General features: G+C 72.0%; 13 protein-coding genes and 1 pseudogene. 11 read left to right on the top strand and 3 right to left on the bottom strand.

Annotated features, from left to right (window positions below; all coding sequences use genetic code 11):
- Positions 1-552: 552 nt before the first annotated feature.
- Complete coding sequence (locus AB0K15_RS07345) at positions 553-1,677, top strand: PadR family transcriptional regulator (protein WP_364046549.1); 1,125 nt, start codon at positions 553-555, stop codon at positions 1,675-1,677.
- 247 nt (positions 1,678-1,924) lie between these two features.
- Here AB0K15_RS07345 and AB0K15_RS07340 read toward each other — a convergent pair whose 3' ends face one another.
- The gene (locus tag AB0K15_RS07340; protein WP_364046546.1) at positions 1,925-2,683 is read right to left on the bottom strand and encodes an IclR family transcriptional regulator; all 759 of its coding nucleotides are present in this window, start codon (positions 2,681-2,683) and stop codon (positions 1,925-1,927) included.
- Positions 2,684-2,781: 98 nt separating this feature from the next.
- On the opposite strand from AB0K15_RS07340, the gene AB0K15_RS07335 reads away from it, so the two are divergent.
- Genes AB0K15_RS07335 through AB0K15_RS07325 form a run of 3 tightly spaced genes read left to right on the top strand, consistent with a single transcriptional unit; the run spans position 2,782 to position 5,192 of the window.
- On the top strand, positions 2,782-3,891 hold the full coding sequence (locus AB0K15_RS07335; RefSeq protein ID WP_364046543.1) for a mandelate racemase/muconate lactonizing enzyme family protein: 1,110 nt from the start codon (positions 2,782-2,784) through the stop codon (positions 3,889-3,891).
- Positions 3,879-4,058, top strand: a complete 180-nt coding sequence (locus AB0K15_RS07330; RefSeq protein ID WP_364046540.1) for a hypothetical protein — start codon at positions 3,879-3,881, stop codon at positions 4,056-4,058. The genes AB0K15_RS07335 and AB0K15_RS07330 overlap by 13 nt, the downstream gene beginning before the upstream one ends.
- A 39-nt stretch (positions 4,059-4,097) precedes the next feature.
- Positions 4,098-5,192, top strand: a complete 1,095-nt coding sequence (locus tag AB0K15_RS07325; protein WP_364046537.1) for an iron-containing alcohol dehydrogenase — start codon at positions 4,098-4,100, stop codon at positions 5,190-5,192.
- A 430-nt stretch (positions 5,193-5,622) separates the two neighbouring features.
- On the opposite strand, the gene AB0K15_RS07320 is transcribed toward AB0K15_RS07325, so the two are convergent.
- Positions 5,623-11,094, bottom strand: coding sequence for a biotin carboxylase N-terminal domain-containing protein (locus tag AB0K15_RS07320; RefSeq protein ID WP_364046534.1), 5,472 nt, complete (start codon positions 11,092-11,094; stop codon positions 5,623-5,625).
- Positions 11,095-11,479: 385 nt separating this feature from the next.
- Between AB0K15_RS07320 and AB0K15_RS07315 the strand changes: the two genes are divergently transcribed.
- From AB0K15_RS07315 to AB0K15_RS07285, 7 genes and pseudogenes are all read left to right on the top strand, one after another.
- Positions 11,480-12,004: a cupin domain-containing protein gene (locus tag AB0K15_RS07315; RefSeq protein ID WP_364046532.1), complete on the top strand. Its 525-nt coding sequence runs from the start codon at positions 11,480-11,482 to the stop codon at positions 12,002-12,004.
- Positions 12,005-12,295: 291 nt separating this feature from the next.
- Positions 12,296-12,753, top strand: a pseudogene (locus AB0K15_RS07310) (ATP-binding cassette domain-containing protein); the annotation flags it as partial.
- Between the two features lie 42 nt (positions 12,754-12,795).
- Positions 12,796-13,818, top strand: coding sequence for a sugar ABC transporter ATP-binding protein (locus AB0K15_RS07305; RefSeq protein ID WP_364046705.1), 1,023 nt, complete (start codon positions 12,796-12,798; stop codon positions 13,816-13,818).
- A complete protein-coding gene (locus AB0K15_RS07300) occupies positions 13,815-14,816 on the top strand; it encodes an ABC transporter permease (protein WP_364046530.1) in 1,002 nt (333 codons plus the stop codon). The genes AB0K15_RS07305 and AB0K15_RS07300 overlap by 4 nt, the downstream gene beginning before the upstream one ends.
- A gap of 81 nt (positions 14,817-14,897) precedes the next feature.
- A complete protein-coding gene (locus tag AB0K15_RS07295) occupies positions 14,898-15,806 on the top strand; it encodes a substrate-binding domain-containing protein (protein WP_364046528.1) in 909 nt (302 codons plus the stop codon).
- Positions 15,807-15,855: 49 nt separating this feature from the next.
- Positions 15,856-17,262, top strand: a complete 1,407-nt coding sequence (locus AB0K15_RS07290) for a fucose isomerase (RefSeq protein WP_364046526.1) — start codon at positions 15,856-15,858, stop codon at positions 17,260-17,262.
- 960 nt (positions 17,263-18,222) lie between these two features.
- On the top strand, positions 18,223-18,636 hold the full coding sequence (locus AB0K15_RS07285) for an SsgA family sporulation/cell division regulator (RefSeq protein WP_220238926.1): 414 nt from the start codon (positions 18,223-18,225) through the stop codon (positions 18,634-18,636).
- Between the two features lie 114 nt (positions 18,637-18,750).
- Here the strand turns inward: AB0K15_RS07285 and AB0K15_RS07280 are convergent, their stop codons facing one another.
- Positions 18,751-19,962, bottom strand: coding sequence for an MFS transporter (locus AB0K15_RS07280; RefSeq protein WP_364046524.1), 1,212 nt, complete (start codon positions 19,960-19,962; stop codon positions 18,751-18,753).
- Between the last annotated feature and the right edge of the window lie 51 nt (positions 19,963-20,013).

The raw sequence follows: 20,013 nt of genomic DNA, 5'->3' as shown, positions 1-20,013 counted from the left end.
GCCCCGCCCCGTCCGACCCGACAAGCCCCGCCCCGTTCCGACCCGACAAGCCCCGCCCCGTTCCGACCCGACAAGCCCCGCCCCGTTCCGACCCGACAAGCCCCGCCCCGTCCGACCCGACAAGCCCGGCCGGTCCCGACCCGACAAGCCCCGCCCCGTCCGACCCGACAAGCCCGGCCGGTCCCGACCCGGCAAGCCGCCCCGTTCCGACCCGACAAGCCCGGCCGGTCCCGACCCGGCAAGCCCCGCCCCGTCTCGCCGCCTCTCGCGCGGCCCGGCACCCGAGTCAGCCGCCGGTGCGGATCCTCGCGCGGATCCGCACCGGCGCGCCGGCGTCCGAACGGGGCGCCCCGCTGGCATCACGACGCGGCTGAGCCCGGCAGCGATCACGCCCTCGCCGTCTCCGCCCCGGGGAGACCGACCTACGGCGCGTGTCCACACGGCCCGGCCCGGGCTCCCGACTGCCTTTCATTCCGCTGACCTGCGAGCTTGCCGTCGATAGTTCGCCGATATATCGTGGGTATGTCGGCGATAGCACACGAAGGGATTCTCATGACCAGGACAGCGGGCACCCACCACATGTTCAACGGCTTCGGCGGCGCACAAGACCCCGGCGACTTCACCAGCCACCACGGCTTCCCCCACCACGACGGCGAGCACCACGCCTTCGACCCCCACGGCCCCGAGCACTTCGCCGGCCACCACGGCGGACCGCCCCGGGGCGGCGGCTTCGGCTTCGCCCACCACGGCCCAGGCCATCCGGGACCCGACCACCCCGGCGCGCACGGAAAGCGCCACCCAGGCATCGGCGGCCCGGGCGAATTCACGCGATCCGGCCTCGGCGCGAGGTTCGGCTTCGGCCATCACGGCCCTGGCGCCCCCGAGCACTTCGGCGGTCACCACGGGCCCGGCCACGACGGCCCCGGCATCCCCGCGCACTTCGGCGGTCACCACGGGCCCGGTCACCACGATCCAGGTCACCACGATCCAGGCCACTTCGGCGGCCCCGGCGAGCCCTTCGGCTTCGCGCCCGACGCGGCGCGCGGGCCGGGCGGGTTCCCGCCGCCTCCGCCGATGCCGCCGGTTCCACCGGGGCCCGGGTTTCCCGGCGGCCCGGGCTTCGGCGGCTTCCCGGGTGGCCCCGGCGGTCCCGGTGGTCCCCGCGCGTGGTTCGGCGACGGTCGCCAGTGGGGTGGCCGCGGCTCCCGCGGCCCGGCGCGGCCCGTGCGCCCGGCGGTGCTCGCCTTGCTGGCCGAGGGCCCGATGCACGGCTACCAGCTCATGCAGGAAATCCGCCGCCGCTCGAACGAGGAGTGGCGTCCGAGCCCCGGCTCGATCTACCCGATCCTGCAGCAGCTGGAGGACGAAGGCCTCGTCCGCTCGGCCGAGGAAGGCGGCCGCCGCGTCGCGCACCTGACCGAGGCGGGGCGCGAGCACGTCGCGGGCCGCGAGGAGGAGTTCGCGGCGCTGTGGGCCTCCCACGCTCCCGAGGACGACCCGGCCGCCGACCGCTTCGCCGCCCTGCACAAGCAACTCGGTGACCTCTGGGCCGCCGCGGGCCAGGTCGCGTACACCGGCACCGACTCCCAGGCCGCCGAAATGCGCAAGATCCTGGCCGACGCGCGCCGCCGCCTCTACGCCCTCCTCGCCGAAGACCAGGACGACCCCGAAGACTGACCAGCGCAACACGGGCGCCGAGTCCACAGTGGACCCGGTGCCCGTCCGTCACGTCGGCACCAGGACCGGGTCACGCTCGACCCGGTCCTGGTCGCCCGCCGCTCGTGGTGACGCCTCGACACCCTTCCACCGACCTGCCCAGTGCCCGAATCCCGGTTCGTTCCGTTGCGCCGAAGCAAATGCCCGGCATCGAAGCACCTCCCGAACCACCCGGGATTCGATGCCGCCGCCGAGACTCCGGCGCCCGTCAGGTCATCCGCCCCGGCGGTGGCTCCGGCTCCCACCCCAGATTCGCCGACACCACATCCGCCGCCGCAACCGTCCGGCGCCCCGCTTCCTCAAGCCGGGAACGGATCCGCGCGTGCGGCGCCGAGATGTTCAGCGCCGCCGTCACCCGTCCCCGGAAGTCCCGCACCGGAGCCGACACACCCGACAGCCCCGGTTCGAACTCCTCCACCACCCGGGCGAACCCCTCCTCCCGGGCGGCCCGGATCGTCGTCCACAACGTGGGCAGCGCCGGATGGCCCGGGAACCGCACGTAGAGCTCGTCAGGCGTGGCGTCGAACAGCAGCACGCGCCCGGCGGACGTGCGGTCGGCCGGCACGCCGCGGCCCTCCCACTCGTGCACGCGGAACGAGTGCCCCGACACCGAAAGCAGCGTCAGCACCTCGCGGTCGCGCAGCACGCACAGGTGGCTCGTCTCCTCGAGGTCCGCCGACAGCGCGTGCATCACGGGCTCCGCGGCGCGCACCAGCCGATCCTCCGCACTGCGCGCGACCAGCGAAAACAGCCGCCGGCCCATGCGGTAGCGGAGAGTGTCGGGATCTCGCTCGATCACGCCCTCCAGCGCCAGCGCCTTGAGCGCGCGCGAGACCTGGCTCTTCTCGCGCCCGGTCAACGCGGCCAGCCGCACCACGCCGAGGCCGCCCGCGCGCTGGGCCTCGGCCGAGGCCAGGGCCTCGAGCAGGTCGAGGTCGCGGCGCAGGCCGTGCCCGGACACCGTCATGGCCGAACCCTAAACCGAGTTGGCCTGAGCGCAACACACGTTGCGATGTCCCGCGCACCCTTGTCGGCCCGCCCGGCGCGCTCGTAGCGTCGAAGCCGATGAAGATCACCGCGATCACCCTCGACCACCTGCGCCTGCCGCTCGACCCCCCGCTGCACGCGGCGTGGGACCCCGAGCCGCGGCGGCACTTCGACGCCACGATCGTGCGCGTCCACACCGACGAAGGCATCACCGGCATCGGCTCCGGCGACACGATGGCGGGCTTCGAGGTCGTGGAGCACCTGTTCGTCGGCACCGATCCGCTGGACATCGTCCGCCACGTCAAAGCCATCGAGACGGCCAACTTCCACGGCGGCCGCTACTGGCCACTCGAAGCCGCGCTCTGGGACGTCATCGGCCAGGTCGCGGGCCTCCCCGTCGCCACGCTCTTCGGGAACTCCGCGCGGTCGCTGCCCGTCTACGCTTCTTCGGCCGAGCTCAAACCGCCGGCCGAACGCGTCGAGGCAGCGCAGCAGGCCCGCGAAGAAGGCTTCCGCGCACTGAAAATCCGCATCGACCGCGACCGCGCCGACGAGGGTGTCGAGACCGTGGCCGCCGTGCGTGGTGCTCTCGGTTCGAATTTTCACATCATGGTGGATCTCAACCAGTCCTGGCGCATGGCCGGCGACACCGCGCCCGCCACCGACCTCGCCGCGACCCGCCGCCTCGTGCGGCGCCTGGCCGAGCTCGAGGTGTTCTGGGTCGAAGAACCCTTGCCCTACGCCGATGTCGAAGGTTTTCGCACCCTGCGTTCGGAAAACCCCGGGCTTCGCATCGCCGCGGGAGAAATGCACCACTCCGTACCCGACCTGCTGTGCTATCTCGAACAGGACGTGCTCGATGTCTACCAAATGGACGCCGTGCTCGCGGTGGGAATGCACCGCGCCCGCACACTCGCCGAGGTGGCGCAGCTGAAGCACCGCGCGTTCACCCCGCACAGCTGGACCAACGGCATCGGCCTGCTCGCGAACCTCGCGCTCGCGGCGGGCGTCGGCGCCGGCCCGTACCTGGAGTTCCCGCACGACCCACCGGGCTGGACTCCGCAGCGACGCGACTTCATGCTGGCCGAACCCCTGACGATCACCCCGGACGGCGAGCTCGCCGTGCCGCAACGGCCGGGGCTCGGCGTCGACCTCGACGAGGAGGCGGTGGACCGGTGGCGTATCTGATCCACGAAGACCGGCCGGCCGCGGCCGGGAAGCTGACCCCCGAGACCGGGCCGTTCGTCGACGGCCGGTCCGGCGGGTTCACGGCGACCGGCGCGGGGCACGACAAGCCGCTGCACTCGCTCGACGCGCACACCGCGGTGAAGACCACCTGGCTCGACCTCTCCTGAGTTGTCGACTTGTCCACCTCTCCCGGGAAAGGGGTACGCGTGGTGCGGACCGAGTTCGGGCCCGGCTTCGTCGAACGGCTGCCGGAGTTCGCCGCCGAGCTGGGCGGGTCGCGGGTCTTCGTGGTGACCGACCGCGGCCTGCGCGCGACCGACATCGTCGGGCGGGTCGAGAAGATCTTCGCCGCGGCCGGCGTGGCGTGTGCCGTACACGAGGACATCGGCCCCAACCCCGCGACGACGGAGCTCGACCGCGGCGCCGCCCGCCTGCGTGAGGACGGGGCCGCGGTCGTGATCGCCCTCGGTGGCGGGTCCGCTCTCGACGCGGCCAAGGGCATCTCGCTGCTGGCCGGCAACCCCGGCTCGCTCGCCGCCGACGCCGACACGCTGTGGTCCGCTTCGGACGGGCTGCCGATCGTCGCCGTGCCGACGACCTCGGGCACCGGCGCGGAGACCAACGGTTTCGGTGTGGTGGAAGACGTCCGCGCCCGCCGGAAGGTCTACATCGGACACGACTCGGTCCGGCCGCGGATCGCCGTGCTCGACCCGGAGCTCACGCTCGGCCTCCCCGCCTCGATCACCGCCGCCACCGGCCTCGACGCCCTCGTCCACGGCGTCGAGTCCCTCGCCTCCCTCGGCGCCGACGCGGTGTCGGCCGCCGACGCCGCCCGCGCCGTCGCCCTCGTCGGCGCCTGGCTCCCGATCGCCTACCGCGACGGCGCCGACCTGGAGGCCCGCTCCCAGCTCATGCTCGGCGCGCACCTCGCGGGCCAGGCCCTGACGCGTTCGGGCCTCGGCCTGGTCCACGGCCTCGGCCACGCCATCACCGCCCGCACCGGCACCCCGCACGGCGTCGCGCTGGCCGCGGTGCTGGAGGAGGTCATGACCTACACGGCCCCCTTCGCGACGACGGCCTACACCACCGTCGCCGACGCCCTCCGCGCCCCCGACGCCATCGACGCCGTCCGCGCGATCTCCGTGGCCCTCGACCTCAAACGCCCGCTGCGCACCTTCGGCCTCACCCGCGCCGACCTGCCCGCGCTGGCCACGGCCGCCCTGGCGGACGCGGTGACGAAAAACGCACCCCGTGCCCCACACCAGGACGAGGTCGAGGCCCTGCTCGCCTCTGTCTACTGAGGACACGCCGGCTGAGACTGCCGATTGCACTGGGTTTCTGCTCGGCGCGTGCCTCGGTCATCCCGCGGCGTGGCCTCACGCGTGCGCGGCCGGGGCGGCTGCGCTGGGCTCTGCCCGGCGACGTGCGCCTCGGGCTCGGCGAGACGCCATGTCTCGCATGTACCGCCAGGCTCCGGCCCAGATTCGCAGCTCTGCGGTGCCGCGCCCAGCTGGTGAGAGCAAGCTCGAATGAGGCCGCGGACTCGCCTGGCCCGAGTCGCCCGGCGACTTGCGTCTCGGTCCTCCTGAGATCGCAGCCTCTCGCGTACGCGGCCGTCCCCTCGGCGGGGCGGGCTGCGCGTCTTGGGTCCCCGCCAAGCAGCCACTGTCTACTGAGGACAAAGCAAACGCCGGACCCCACCCGGAGCCCGGCGTTTCCCCCACACCAACCTCAGTGCTTCAACCCGTGCTCGATCGCCTCCACGATCCGCGGCCGGAGGTCCGCCACGCTGATGATCGCGTCCACGGAGCCGACCTCCACGGCGCGCTGGATGCTGTGCACGCGGTCGAACTCTGCGGCCACCTCGCCCAGCTTCTCGGCGCGCACGGACGACTGCACCTCCGCCAGCTCGGCCGCGCAGGCCGCGCGCTCGGCGCCGCTCAGTTCACTCAGCCGCGCCTGCAGCGAGGAGACCCGCGGGTCGTTCGCCGTACGCGTGGTGACCTCGCCCGAGAAGACCACCGCGGCGGCCGGCGCGCCGCCCAGGACCGAGGCGAAGGAGCCTTCCAGGGCGAGCACCGTCATGTTCGGGTTGAGCGCCTTGGAGAACACCACGAACGCCCCGCCGTGGTAGCGGGAGATGACGGTGAAGACGATCGGGCCGTCGAAGTTGACGACCGCGCGGCCGATCTCGGCGCCGTACTCCAGCTGCAGCTTGCGCATGGACTCCGGGGAGCCGTCGAAGCCCGACAGGTTCGCCAGCACCACCAGCGGGCGGTTGCCGCTGGCCGAGTTGATGGCGCGGGCGACCTTTTTGGACGAACGCGGGAACAGGGTGCCCGCGGTGTAGGTGTCCGGGCCGTCGGTGGGCGGGAAGCCGCGGCGCGGCACCGAGCGCGACTCGATGCCGAGCAGGCACACGGGATGCCCGCCGACGTGGACGTCCTGCACCGCCGCCGTGTCCGCGTCGGCCATGCCAGCCCAGCGCTCCAGCACCGGGTGGTCCTGGTCGGACAGAGCGCGCATCACCGTGCGGATGTCGAACGGCTTCTTCCGGTCCGGGTTGTGCTCGGCCGAGAAGATCTGACCCACCGTGGTGAAGTCGCTGCCGACGATCGCGTGCGGGAAGTCCGACACGTCGCGGCTGACCGGGTCCGACGTCGCCGCGGTGCGCGGGCCGGGTTCACCCGGCACGACGTAGGTGTGGTCGTAGTGCGCCATCAGCACGTCGCGCGCGCCCGCCAGGTTCGGCGCCCAGTACTGCGCCTGGCCGTTCGGGCCCATCACGCGGTCGTAGCCGCCGATGCCGAAGTTGTCCTCGGCCGACACGCCACCGGAGAAGTCGAGCGACTGCTTGCCCGTCAGCACCATCGCGGAGTCGGGCGTCATGACCAGGATGCCCTTGGTGTGCATGAGCATCGTCGCTTCGGCGTTCCAGTACGGCTGGCCGCCGACGGTGATGCCGGAGACGACGATGTTGATCTCCCCGCCGTCCTGCGTGAACTCGACGATCCGCTTGAGCGCCGCCGCGATCCAGTCCATGTTCTCCACCCCGGAGTCCATGGAGATCTTGGCGCCGGACGACAGCGCGAACCACTCGACGGGGACCTGCATCCGCTCGGCCAGGTCGAGCGCGCCGATCACCCGCGCGCACTCCGGCTCCGCCAGCGCGCCGAGCGACTTCGTCGGGTCGCCCAGCAGCACCACCCGCGTGACGCCCTCGGGCACCCGCTCGGTCGGCGTGGAGACGACCCCCGCGACGATCCCGGCCTTGTTGCGCCCCTTCGGCCGCTCGACCGGCACGAGCACCCCGGAGTCGTCGAGGTCGTGTTCGGTGAACGTGCCGCCGCCGGCGAGCAGGTCGGTCAGCTCGTACGGGTACACGGTGTCGCGCCGCGCCGCGCGCAGCACCTTCTGGCGGTAGTCGTCCAGCGGCTGCACCGGATCCTGCGACGGCTCCCCGACGGACAGGCGCACGCCCGAGCCGGCCACGGTGCGGATCGTCACGGCCAGCTCGGTCAGCTCGCCCGTCTCCGGGTTGCGCCGCCGCGCCAGGAACTGGATCTCCTCCAGGCCCGCGCCCGCCGTCGAGGGCAGCACGCGCTGGGCGAGCAGGTTCAGCTCGTCCATGGTGAGGTCGCTCGGCGGCCACACGTAGATGACGATGCGGTTGGTGTCGAAGCGTTTCCGGGCCGGGCGCTGCGCCTGCACGTTGCGGATCGCGTCGAGGCACGCGGCCAGGGTGTCCTCGGCCGCGGGCAGCGACACGAGCCGGCCGTCGGCCTCGCGCAGCGGCGTCAGGTCACGCACCTGCGCCATCGCGACGAGCCGTTCGTCGGCCGGGTTGGCCTTCGCGACGGACTTGAACAGGTACACCTCTTCGTCGGCCGAAGGCAGGCGCGTCAGGTCGAACTCCTGCAGCCGCTCCAGCTGCATGCGCTCAGCGACGCGCGGGTGCAGGCCGCGGATCAGCCGGTCCTCCGCGAAGCCGTCAGCGCCGCGGCGGAAGGTGAAGTGGTGGTGCATCACGGCTCCGCCGCCCCCGGCGACGGTGGTGGTGATGCGCGTGATCGCCTCCGGCAGCGGCTGAGCGGCGATGACCTCGCCGAGCCGCGCGGCCATCGAGTCGGATTCGGGCTGGTCGGCCCACGTCACGTAGATGTCGGCCACGGCGTACGTGCCGGCGTCGCTCGCCAGCTCACCCGCGGCGCGGACGGCGGCGGGCAGCCGCGCGAAGTCGACGGCCGTGGTGACCACCCGCGCGGGCTCGGCGTGCTCCGCGGTGACGAACACACACTCGGCGACCTCGCGCCGTTCGACTTCGGACAGGGTCTTGTTGCCGTAGTAACGCCGGGTGAGAACTTCCAGCAGCGGCGCGGGATCCGTGCCCGGCCGGCCGATGCGCTGGCCGAGCAGCCGCACCAGCGGCTCGGAGCTCGACACCATGCCGGCGATGAGCTCCGCGCGGTCCGCCGCGTCCGGGTTGCGGTCGAGGTACTTGAGGCTCTGGCGGACTTCGGCGTAGACCTCGGCGCGGGCCCGGCGCAGCAGCGGCTGGGCGAACCAGCGGAACACCACACCGCGCGCGAAGTCGCTCACCGCCGGGTGGCGCACCTGCGTCGCGGCGACGAGGTGTTCCAGCGCCAGGCCGGCCTCCTCCCGCAGGTCGCCGGTGGGCGGCGCCTCCGTGAGCCACTGCCGCAGCAGCGCCGTGACGATCGCGACGTCCGACGAAGACCGTTGCTGGGCCAGGAAAATGCGGAAGACCGCTTCCTCCAGCTCCGGCGTGCGCTCCAGGTCGGTCACGCCGTAGTGGCCGAGCACGCGGCGCAGGCGGGCCTGGAACGTCTCGGGCAGCCCGGCGCGCTCCACGTCGAGGCTCTGCAGGTACGCGTGGAAGTACTCGCGGGCGCTGTGCACCGGGCTCGCCGGGCTGACGTCTTCGCCGGCCGGCTTGTTGCGCGTGAGCTCCGACAGGTCGGCGAACACACCCAGCAGCTCCACCTCGTCCGCCAGCGGCCGGGCCGCACCCAGCTCGGCCCGTGCGGCGAGGTAGCCGGCGAGCGTGCGGCGCTGGTCGTGCGGGTCGACGTCGAACCCGAGGAGCAGGCCGCGCAGGTCCTGCAGCCCGCGGGCCGCGCGGTCGGCGGCGGAGGTGGCCGTGGGCTCGGCGGGCAGCTCGATCTCCACGGTCTCGCCGGCGTCGGCGGTTTCCGCCGCCTCATCGTCGTCGGCCAGCGGTTCGAGGCGCATCAGCGCGGCGCCGGTCTCGACCTGGCTGCCGACCGACACGGGCAGCTCCCGCACCCGGGCGCGGAACGGCGCACGCAGCACCGTCTCCATCTTCATGCTCTCCAGCACGAGGATCGGCGCGTTCGCGTCGACCTCGTCACCGACGGCCAGCGGCGTCGCGACGACCAGCGCGGGCGCGGGGGAGCGGACGACACCGCCCTCGTCGCGGCTCACACGGTGGGTGATGCCGTCGACCTCGACCAGGTGGATCGGGCCGTGGGTGGCGGCGACGAGGCGGAACCGCGTGCCGTTCACGGTGATCTGGCCGCTGTGGGAGTCGAAGCGCTCGATCTCGACGTCGGCCGGGTACACGTCGCCGCCGCCGCTGATGCCGACACGGAAACGCTTCGGCCCGATGCGCGCGACGCTCACGCGGTACGCGACGCCGCGCAGCTTCAGGTCGAGCGGACGGCCGCTCTCGAACTGCACCTGCGGGCGCCCGCCGTGCGCGGTCGACAGCAGCCGTACGCGGGCGATCTCTTCCTCGTCCTCGTAGGCCTCGATGGCCGCGGCGGCGAGCGCGATCGCGGAGTGCTTGCTGGTGACCAGGCGGCCTTCGGCGCGGACGCGGTCGATCCAGCCGGTGTCGGCGCTGGCGTCGATCACCTCGGGCTGGTCGAGCAGGTCGAGCACGAAGCTCTTGTTGGTGGCGCCGCCTTCGATGATCACGGTGGTCTCGGACATGGCGCGGCGCAGCCGGGCGAGCGCCTGGTCGCGGTCGCGGCCGTAGGCGATGATCTTGGCGATCATCGAGTCGAAGTCGGCGGGGATCGTGTCGCCTTCGCTCACGCCGGTGTCGACGCGGATGCCGGGGCCGGCCGGCAGCTGCAGCCGCGCGATGTGGCCGGGCGAGGGGGCGAAGTCGCGGTCGGGGTCCTCGGCGTTGAGCCGCGCCTCCACGGCGTGGCCGAGCTCGGCGGGCTGCTCGCCCTCGAGCTTGCCGCCCGACGCGACGTGCAGCTGCAGCCGGACCAGGTCCGTGCCGGTGGTGATCTCCGTGATCGGGTGTTCCACCTGCAGGCGGGTGTTCACCTCGAGGAAGGCGAACAGCTTCTCGCCCGGATGGTAGAGGAACTCGACGGTGCACGCACCGCGGTAGCCGACCTTGACCGCGAGCCGCTCGGCCGAGGACTTCAGCTCGGCCGTCTGCTCCGGAGAGAGGACCGGCGACGCCGACTCCTCGATGATCTTCTGGTTGCGCCGCTGCACCGAGCAGTCGCGCACGCCCAGTGCCCACGCCGTGTCGCCGTCGGAGATCACCTGGACCTCGACGTGACGGGCGCCCGTGACCAGGCGCTCCAGGAACACGATGCCGCTGCCGAACGCGCGCAGCGCTTCCTGGCTGGTGCGCTCGTAGGCGTCGGTGAGCTCGTCGGCCGAGGACACCTTGCGGATGCCGCGCCCGCCGCCGCCCGCGGTGGCCTTGAGCATGAGCGGGTAGCCGATCTTGTCGCCGGCCGCCAGCGCGTCTTCGAGCGTCGCGACCTCGCCGCGGCTCCACGGCGCCACGGGGACGCCGACCTCCTCGGCGATCAGCTTCGCGCCGATCTTGTCACCGAGCCGGCGCATGGCGTCGGCGCTCGGCCCGATGAAGGTGACCCCCACCTTCTCGCACAGCTGGGCGAACGCCGGGTCCTCGGCGACGAAGCCCCACCCGACCCACGCGGCGTCGGCCTTCGTCTCGACCAGCGCCTGCTCCAGCTTGGTGAGATCGAGGTACGGGCGAGCCGAGGCCGGCCCGAGCGAGTAGGCCACGTCGGCCTCCCGCACGAACGTCGCGGACCGGTCCGCGTCCGTGTAGAGGGCGACCGTCTCGATCCGGGTACCGGTCTCCGCGGAAAGATCTCGGACAGCGTGGATCAACCGCATTGCGGCTTCCCCGCGGTTCACGATGGCGACACGACTGAACACCGGACTGAGCCTCCCAAGTACCCACGCGCAGCAGGCGACGTCCGTGTCCGGATCGTCGCCTGTCTTCGCTTACACCCTGCTCCCTTACCGGCGGGTACACCAATGTCGTGCATGGCGCATGCCGGAGCCGCTGCATTGTGGGAACCCGCCAAAAAGTTGCCCAGGCCACACCGCCGGGGACACGTTTCGCGCGAGGTCTGCCACAAACCACCCAGAAACCGTACGGCGTGAGCACTGGGGAAACGGCGAGAGTGCGGAGCGTGGCCGCGGTTGTCGCCGGGACGGTGCGTGATCGTCACCCGGTGTTCAACTTCCGATGTGATTTGACTCCGAATAGTTCGACGCCGTACTATCTTCCGATCGGCGGTCGCATGAGGAGGTCGGGATGAATCAACCGGTGCTGGTCCGGCGTGCCGAGGCCGAGGTGCTGGGCGCCGCGCCCAATCGGACGTGGCTGCTCGCGGACGCCGCCGACACCGGCGGCGTGATGAACGTGGTGCGGACGACGCTGGGGCCGGGTGTGGACGGTCCGCCGCCGCACTTCCACCGCCTGGCGCCGGAGATGTTCTATCTGCTCGAGGGCCGCCTGCGGGTTCTCGTCGGCGAGGACGTGGTGGTCCTGACCGCCGGCGACTACCTGCTGGTGCCTCCGGGTGTCGTGCACGCGTGGGGCACTCCGGCCGGGTCCGGCGCCGACGTGCTGATCGTCAAGGCGCCGGGGGAGAACCGCTTCGGCTACTTCCGCCTGGGCGACCGCATCCGGCGGGGTGCGGCGGATCCCGCGGAGGTCCTGGCCACGCAGGAGGAGTTCGACAACCACTTCACGACGAGTCCCGTGTGGACGCGGTTGCTGGCGGGGGAGCCGGAGCGTGCCGCGGTGGTGGATTTCCCCGGTGGCGTGGCGGAGTGAAGGGCGCCCGCCGGGTGCGTGGTGCGGGCCGGCTCGGTGGTGGCGCCGGCCGGTTTCGACGTGGCCGTGGGCGCTCGTTTCGAGCGACGGGCACCGCTGATCAATCGGCCCGGGTCGTGGACTGCGCGGAGTAGCGCGTTGGCCCGCTCGGGCGAGGCTTTCCGCACATTCGCGTGTCCGGTGGTCCGGTTTCCCTCGTTTTCCACCGGTTGTCCAGTGACTCTTGACACACCTGGCCGCCCCCCTTACCTTCGCTGGTAATCGATTTCTCGAACGGTGGGATCGAGGGGGATGGGCGACGACGGCGTCGCGCTGGTCGAGCTGGCCGGCGTCAGCAAGACCTACGGCGGAGTGCGTGCGGTTCGTTCGGTGGATTTCACCGTGTGGGCGGGGGAGGTGCACGCACTCCTCGGGGAGAACGGGGCGGGCAAGTCCACCCTGATGTTCTTTCCGGAGAGGTGGCCGCCGAGGAGGGGGTGATCCGGATCGGCGGGGTGCCGGTCCGGTTCGCCCGCCCCGCCGACGCGCAGCGGGCCGGCGTCGCGATGATCCACCAGGAGCTCGACCTCGTGCCGGCGCTTTCCGTGGCGGAGAACGTGTTCCTCGGCCGCGAGCCGCACACCCGCTACGGCGTGCCCGATCCCAAGCGGATGGTCCGCGCCACCCGGGCCCTGCTCGAACAGTCCGGTGTGGACCTCGACGCCACCGCGCCCGTCGAACGGTTGCGCACCGGCGAACAGCAATTGGTGACCATCGCGAAAGCGCTGTCGCTGAACGCACGGATCCTGATCATGGACGAACCGACCTCGGCGCTTTCCCCTCGCGAAGTCGAGCGGTTGTTCGCAGTGATCGACCAGTTGCGCACAGCCGGGGTCGCCCTGGTGTACATCTCCCACCGCATGGAAGAAATCGGACGCGTCGCGGATCGGGCGACGGTGCTGCGCAACGGCGAGGTCGTGGCCGAGTTCGCCGCGCGCGAGCTGACGGCGTCGCAGGTCGCCGAGGCGATGGTGGGCCGGCCGGTGCAGCAGATGTTCACGACCGAAACCCGACCGTCCGAAGACGAACACGTTCTGATGGTGGACGAACTCGTGGTCACCCCGAAAGCCGGCCGCCGTGAACCCGCGGGGATCAGCCTGAGTGTCGGCGCCGGAGAGATCGTCGGGGTCGCCGGGCTGCTCGGCTCGGGACGCACCGAGCTTCTCGAGGCCCTCTACGGCGCGTCCCCCGGAACGATCACCGGCGGCCGGATTCAGCTCAACGGCAAGGAATACCGGCCGAGATCCCCGCGAGACGCGCTCCGCAACGGCGTGGCCTTCGTCCCCGAGGACCGGCGGATCTCCGGCCTCTCGCTGGACCATTCGGTCCTCGCCAACACCGTCCTGTCCGTCGTCGATGCCCTCGCCCGCTTCGGCGTGGTCGCCGCCGGCCGAGAGCGCGAAGCCGCGCACAACGCGGCCGCCCAGCTCGGTGTCAAACTCCGCACACTGGCGGACCCGGTCGGCGCGTTGTCCGGAGGCAATCAGCAAAAGGTGGTTCTCGGACGCGCTTTGCTCACAAAACCACAACTGCTGTTACTCGACGAACCAACCCGAGGAGTCGACGTCGGCGCGAAGGCCGAGATCTACCGGATCTTGGGAGAAGTCGCGCAAACGGGGGTGGGGATCCTTCTCGCGTCGTCCGAACCCGCCGAGCTCGTCGGGGTTTGCGACCGCGTCGTGGTGCTGCGCGGCGGCAAGACCGCGCACGAGTTCGACACCGCGCTCGCCGGTGAGGGCGAGCTGCTCGCCGCGTCGATGGGGGACGTCAGGTGACCGGCCGCAGGGTGCTCGTCACGCTGTTCCGGTTCCAGAGCGTCTTCGGGCTCGTCGTGGTGTTCGCCGCCGCGATCGTGTTCTCCCCCTCGAACGACGGCGCCCTCGTTTTCCTGGGCGCGGACAACCTGCTCAACGTCGTGCGCGCCATCTCCGAGATCGGCATCCTCGCCGTCGGCATGACGCTGGTGATCCTCGTCGGCGGCATCGACCTGTCCGTGGGGTCGGTGGTGGGCCTGGCGAGCGTCGGCGTCGCCGAGCTGCTCACCACGAACGACTGGGCACTCCTGCCCGCCGTGTTCGCGATCCTCGCGCTGGGCCTGGGTTTCGGCCTGGTGCAAGGGGTCGCGAGCGCGCGCTTCCGCATCCAGTCGTTCATCGTCACCCTGGCCGGCATGCAGATCGCGCGCGGCCTCGCGCGCATGTGGTCCGGCGGCGAAGGCGTGTCGATCACCTACGGCGACGGTCCCGGCCAGGCGCCGGTCGCGTTCTCGCTGCTGGGGGAGCGGACCTTCAACGGCACCGTGCCGATCCCCGCGCTCATCTTCGTGGTGGTCGCCGCCCTCGCCATGGTGCTGCTGAGGGTGAGCGCCTTCTCCCGGCACATCTACGCGATCGGCGGCAACGAAAAGGCCGCGCGGCTCTCCGGTGTGCCCGTGGTGCGCGTGAAGGTGCTCGTGTTCGGCATCTGCGGGCTGCTCGCCGCGCTCGCCGGCATCGTCCACGCGGGACAGCTCAACTTCGGCGGCCCCAACGACGGCAGCGGCTACGAGCTCAACGCGATCGCTGCCGTGGTCATCGGCGGCACCAGCCTTTCGGGCGGGCGCGGGACCGTGCTCGGCACCGTGGCGGGCGCGCTGCTCGTCGGCGTGCTCGACAACATCCTGCAGCTCAACAACATCGACTCCAACGTGCAGCTGATCGTGGTCGGCGTGGTGATCGTGTTCGCCGCCGGGCTGCAACGGCTGCGCCCGGGCCGCGCGCAGGCCGGGCCGTAGGCACGGTCGCCAGGGAAGGGGAGCTCACATGTCCACCACCACTCGCCGCGGGCTGGCGCTCGCGGTCGCCGGGGTCGCCTCGTGGCCACGGCCTGCGGCACCACGCACGAGAACGCGCCGGGGGCGTCGGCCGGCGCCGGGCCCGCCACGCAGGCGTGCAAGGGGCCGGGCGCCGCGAAGTTCACCATCTGCATGAGCCAGGCGAACCTCGGCGAGCCCTACCGCGTGCGGATGGACGACGACATCCGCAAGGCGGCCGCGTCGATCCCGCAGTTCACGGTCAACTTCGCCGACGCCGCGCAGGACAACTCGAAGCAGGTGGAGCAGGTCAGCACGTTCCTCACGCAGAAGATCGACCTGCTGATCATCAGCCCGAACGAGGCGACGCCGCTCACCAGCGTCGTGAAGAAGGCCTACGACCAGGGCATTCCGGTGCTGGTGCTCGACCGCAAAGTGGACGGTGACGCGTACACGTCGTTCATCGGAGCGGACAATGTGGACATCGGGCGCCAGGCCGGCAGGTACTTCAAGGAGCACCTGCTGCCGCAGGGCGGGAAGATCGTGGAGCTGAAGGGCCTCGCGGGTTCGACGCCGGCGAAGGAACGCGCGGACGGCTTCGACGAGGGCATCGCGGGCTCGGGCATCACGATCGTCGGGACCGCCGACGCCGACTGGCTGCGCGACAAGGGCCAGCAGCAGGCCGACGCGCTGCTCAAGGCCCACCCCGACGCGCAGGCGATCTTCTCCGAGAACGACCCATGGCCGAAGGTGCCCGGCTCGCCGCGCAGAACGCGGGCAAGGCGACGTTGCCGATCGTCGGGATCGACGGGCTGCCCGTGCCCGAGGGCGGCGTCAAGGCGGTGGAGGCCGGGCGGCTCTCGGCCACGTTCATCTACCCGACCGGCGGGGCGGAAGCCGTTGCCGCGGCGAAGAAACTGCTCGTCGACTGCGGGCAGGTCCAGAAGACGCAGACCCTGCAGACGCGGCTGATCACCCAGGACAACGCCGCGCAGGTCTACGCCGAGCTCAACCAAGGCTCATGACGCGCATCGGGGTGATCGCGATCTCCGACGGTCGCGATCACGTGCACCGGCGCAACACCGGGTTCATCCGATCCAAAGTTGACACTTTCGTCGCCGCCCTCACGGCCGCCGGTCACGACGTGATCAGCGGCGGGCTCGTGGCCACCAACACCACGGCGACCGCGGCCGCCCGGTCCGTCGCCGCGGCCGCGGTGGACGTGACGGTGTTCTACTACGCCGTCTGGAGCTTCCCGCACTTCACGATGCTGGCGGCCGACGCGACGCCGACGCCGTTGCTGCTCGTCGCGTCCACCGATCCGGCGGAACCGGGGCTCGTCGGGATGCTCGCGGCGGGCGGCGCCCTGGACCAGATCGGCCGACCGCACATGCGCCTGTGGGGCGCGCCGGACGACCCGGCGCTGATCGACGACGTCGGCGTGCGGGCGCGGGCGGCCGGCGCCGTCGCGTCGCTGCGCGGCTCGACGTTCGGGCGGTTCGGCGGGCGGCCGATGGGGATGCACACGGCCGTCGCGAACACGGACCAGTGGATGCGGCAGTTCGGAGTGGACGTCGAGGAGATCGACCAGTACGAGCTCGTGCTGCGCGCGGAGAAGGCCGACGCCGCCGAGGCCGCGCGCGGGCGCGAGTGGCTGGAGCGGCTCGCGACTGTCCACTACGACGGGGAGAAGCTCACGCCTGCGTTGCTGGAGCGGCAGATCCGCGCGTACCTGGCCGTGCGGGACCTCGCGGTGGAGCGGCACCTGGACTTCTCGGGCATCAAGGCCCAGCCCGAGCTGACGGAGAACTTCGCGACGATGGACGTGGCGGAGGCGCTGCTCAACGACCCGTACGACTGGAACGGGCCCAAGGCCGTCCACATCACCGCGACGGAGTCCGATATGGACGGTGCGCTGACGATGCAGCTGATGCACCGCATCACGGGCACCCCGGTGCTGTTCGCGGACGTCCGGCACCACCACCCCGATCGCGACGTGTGGGATTTGTGCAATTCCGGACAGCACGCGACGTGGTTCGCCGCCCGCAGCGACGATCCGGCGGAGAACCTCGGCCGGGTGCACCTGTACCCGTCGGTGTTCTTCTTCCCCGCAGGGGGCGCCTCCGTGGCGCACTTCGCCGCGCCGGGGCCGATGACCCTCGCGCGCCTCACCCGGCTCGACGGCGCCTACCGGCTCCAGCTCGTCCTGGGCGACTTCGAGTGCTACGACGACGCCACCAACACGGCTCTGGCCGCTCGATCCACACCGGAATGGCCGCACGCGTTCGCCCGCCTCGATGTCGAGGCCCCACTGTTTCTCCGGCGTTTCGGCGCCAACCACATCCACGTCGTCCCGGGTGACCGGCGCCGCGAGCTGCGCGCGGCGGCGGACCTGCTCGGGGTACGCGTGGAGGAATGGACGCGCTGACCGCTTGCGGCCGTGACGTTCGACAGCCAGGGGTGACCACCCGCGGGTGAGACTCCTGCGGGCGGTGCCGGCGGTGGGGTTCGTGCCGGCACCTGCGCCGGAGTTGGCCGAGGCCGTGCCACCGCCGGCGGGCGCGTGCGGACCCTCGGGCGGCGCACGCGCCGTGCCGGCGGTGCCGTGGGCGCAGCGGATGCCGGACCCGGCGGCGGTGTGGCCGCGGCGCGCCGCCGGCGACCCCGCCCGCCGCGAGCCACACTGCGGCTTCGCCGAGCACGCCAGCCGTGCGCCCATCCACGACCACCGCCGCCCTGTAGGCCAGCGCCGTGTCTGTAGTGGGTCGGGGTGCGGTGCGGTGACTGGTGTCAGTGGCATGGCCGCGCCGGCGGTCGATGTGGCCGTGTCCCGTGGCTGGCCGCAGTGCGGCGCGGTGACCAGCATCAGCCGCACGGCCTCGCAGGCAGCCGCCGGGCCTAGCGCCCGCGGGTGCCGGGGAGGCCACAGCGCGGCCGGTGCGCGCTGCGCCGGCCGTGACCGTGGCGGAGAAGTCGTCGTACTCGGGTTTCGGCTGGTCTGTGCCCCTCGGCACAGGGTGAAGCGCACCACCGTCGCGCATGCGCGGGGCGTCCGGCGTGCTCGCCTCCGTCGCGGGGCTGCCGTCGGGGCGGCGCAGCATCCAGCTGCCGTCGTGGGTGTGCTCGTCGGCGAGCGTGTCGTCGGCGCGGCGCACCGGGCCGGGCGGCGGTTCCGCGGCCGGCGAGCGGGCCGGCGGCAGTGTCCGGTCATCGATTGGGGAGGCGCTTCATACCGATGAGTGAGCACATGAGACGTCCGTCTCCACCAAAGGGGTGAAAGATCGGTTGTCGGGCAGCTCGTACTCTTACGGGGCGTTACTCATAGAGGAACATTCACGTTGAGCCGTGAGTTGATTCCACCCAAGAACGAGATGAAGGAGGTACCGCCATGGGCACCGAGCCCCCCGTCGTCCACGCGACGATCGTCTTCGGGCTGCGCACGTTCGGGAGCGTTCCGCTGCCGGTGCGCGCTGACCTCGAGTACGACCCGTCGGACCCGTACGCCATTTCCGTCGGCTACCACGCCGGCCCCGGTGTCGTCCGCTGGCTCTTCGGCCGCGACCTGCTCGCCGACGGCCTCATCGCCCCCGCCGGAGACGGCGACGTGCGAGTGCGCCCGGCCGCCGACGACGCCCGGGTGGTCGTCGAGCTCAACGCCCCCGACGGCTCCGCCGTGCTGGAAGCCCCGGCCGACGAGCTGGCCGACTTCCTCGACCGCACCTACGACGAGGTGCCGGCCGGCGACGAGGCCCTGTGGTTCGACTTCGACCAGGAGCTCGCGAAGCTGGCCCTGCGGGACTGAGGTCCCCGGCGCCATCGGGGACTCAGCTGCGCCGAGGCTCAGGGCAACCGGGTGGTTCGCACCACCGAGCCCACGCACCGGCGGCATCACCGAGACTTCCGCGCCGCCGGGTTCTCAGCCCCGCTGCCCGGCCCACCGGACGGCGGGACCCATCGCCCACCCGGCGGCCACGAACACCGCACCCACCAGCAGCCAGCCGGGCGTGCCCCACCGCACCACCACCGTGCTGAGCAGCGCCGGGCCCGCCATGCGGGCCACGGACGTGCCGGTCCCGAAAAACCCCTGGTACTGGCCCTGCCGTGCGGCGGGCGCCAGGTCGAACCCGATTTCCCAGGTACCGGCCGACTGCAGCATCTCCCCGAGCACCTGCAGCAGCGCCCCGGCCACGAGGACCGCGACGGCCACCGTCGCCGACGAGCCCGATGCCGACAGCGCGAACGCGACGCAGGACGCGGCCAGCAGCACTCCGGAGTGCCGCACCAGCCGCGTCGCCGAGCGCAGGCCAGTCACCCGCGTCGCCACTCGCACCTGTCCCAGCACCACCACGATCGTGTTCAGCACGAACAGGGCCGACACCGTCCACTCGGGAGCGGCGGTCCGCGAGACGATCCACAGTGGAATCGCGACGCTCAGCAACGGCATGCGCAGCAACAGGATCGCGTTCAGCAGCGTGACGAGCGCGTAGGGCCGGTCGCGCAGCACGGCCAGGGCCGGCTTGCCCTTGGGGTGCGGCACCGGCGCGACGGCCGGCATCAGGCGCAGCAGCACCGCGGACACCACGAACGCGGCCGCGTCGAGGGAGAACGCGGCGACGTAAGCCTCGGACGTGTCGGCCAGCAGTGCGAGGCCGCCGAGTCCCGCGCCGACGGCCAGCCCCGCGTTGCCCGCCGACTGCAGGTGTGCGCGGATCCGCGTGCGCTGGTGAGGTTCCGCCACCGCGGCGAGAAGGGCCTGGCGCACGGCGCTGACCCCACACTGGCCGGTGGCGTAACAACATGCCGCGATCGTGAACGACCACGCCGAGCCCGCGACGAGGAACGCCGTGATCGCCAGGCCGGTCGCGAGCGACAACAGCACGGCCGCGCCCCGCGCACCCCGGCGGTCGGCCGCGTGCCCCAGCGGCACGCCGGCGACCGTGCCGACCGCCCAGCCCAGCGTGAGACCGAGCCCCACCTGGCCTGGTGTCAATCCGACAACGCGCGTGAAATACAGCACCGAGCACGTGAGAAAAGCACCATCGCCCAGTGAGGCGGCGAGCTGCGCGCCCGCGAGCAGGCGGCCGGGCCGCGAACCGGTCACGGGAGCGGGGCGCTCGATCGTCGTCATGCGAGAAACGGTAAAAGGACGTTTGGCCCTGCGCCAGATCCAATTCCATTA

This window comes from Amycolatopsis sp. NPDC049253 (genome assembly GCF_040678995.1).
Taxonomy (GTDB): Bacteria; Actinomycetota; Actinomycetes; order Mycobacteriales; family Pseudonocardiaceae; genus Amycolatopsis.
This window is presented reverse-complemented; position numbering and strand designations above follow the sequence as displayed.

What these genes read in the sequence shown, in the direction of transcription:
- AB0K15_RS07340 (WP_364046546.1), bottom strand. Translation starts at nt 2,683, where the DNA reads ATGACGGTGTCCGGGCACGGCCTGCGCCGCGACCTCGACCTGCTCGAG.
- AB0K15_RS07345 (WP_364046549.1), top strand. Translation starts at nt 553, where the DNA reads ATGACCAGGACAGCGGGCACCCACCACATGTTCAACGGCTTCGGCGGC.
- AB0K15_RS07285 (WP_220238926.1), top strand. Translation starts at nt 18,223, where the DNA reads ATGGGCACCGAGCCCCCCGTCGTCCACGCGACGATCGTCTTCGGGCTG.
- AB0K15_RS07290 (WP_364046526.1), top strand. Translation starts at nt 15,856, where the DNA reads ATGACGCGCATCGGGGTGATCGCGATCTCCGACGGTCGCGATCACGTG.
- AB0K15_RS07280 (WP_364046524.1), bottom strand. Translation starts at nt 19,962, where the DNA reads ATGACGACGATCGAGCGCCCCGCTCCCGTGACCGGTTCGCGGCCCGGC.
- AB0K15_RS07315 (WP_364046532.1), top strand. Translation starts at nt 11,480, where the DNA reads ATGAATCAACCGGTGCTGGTCCGGCGTGCCGAGGCCGAGGTGCTGGGC.
- AB0K15_RS07335 (WP_364046543.1), top strand. Translation starts at nt 2,782, where the DNA reads ATGAAGATCACCGCGATCACCCTCGACCACCTGCGCCTGCCGCTCGAC.
- AB0K15_RS07305 (WP_364046705.1), top strand. Translation starts at nt 12,796, where the DNA reads ATGGACGAACCGACCTCGGCGCTTTCCCCTCGCGAAGTCGAGCGGTTG.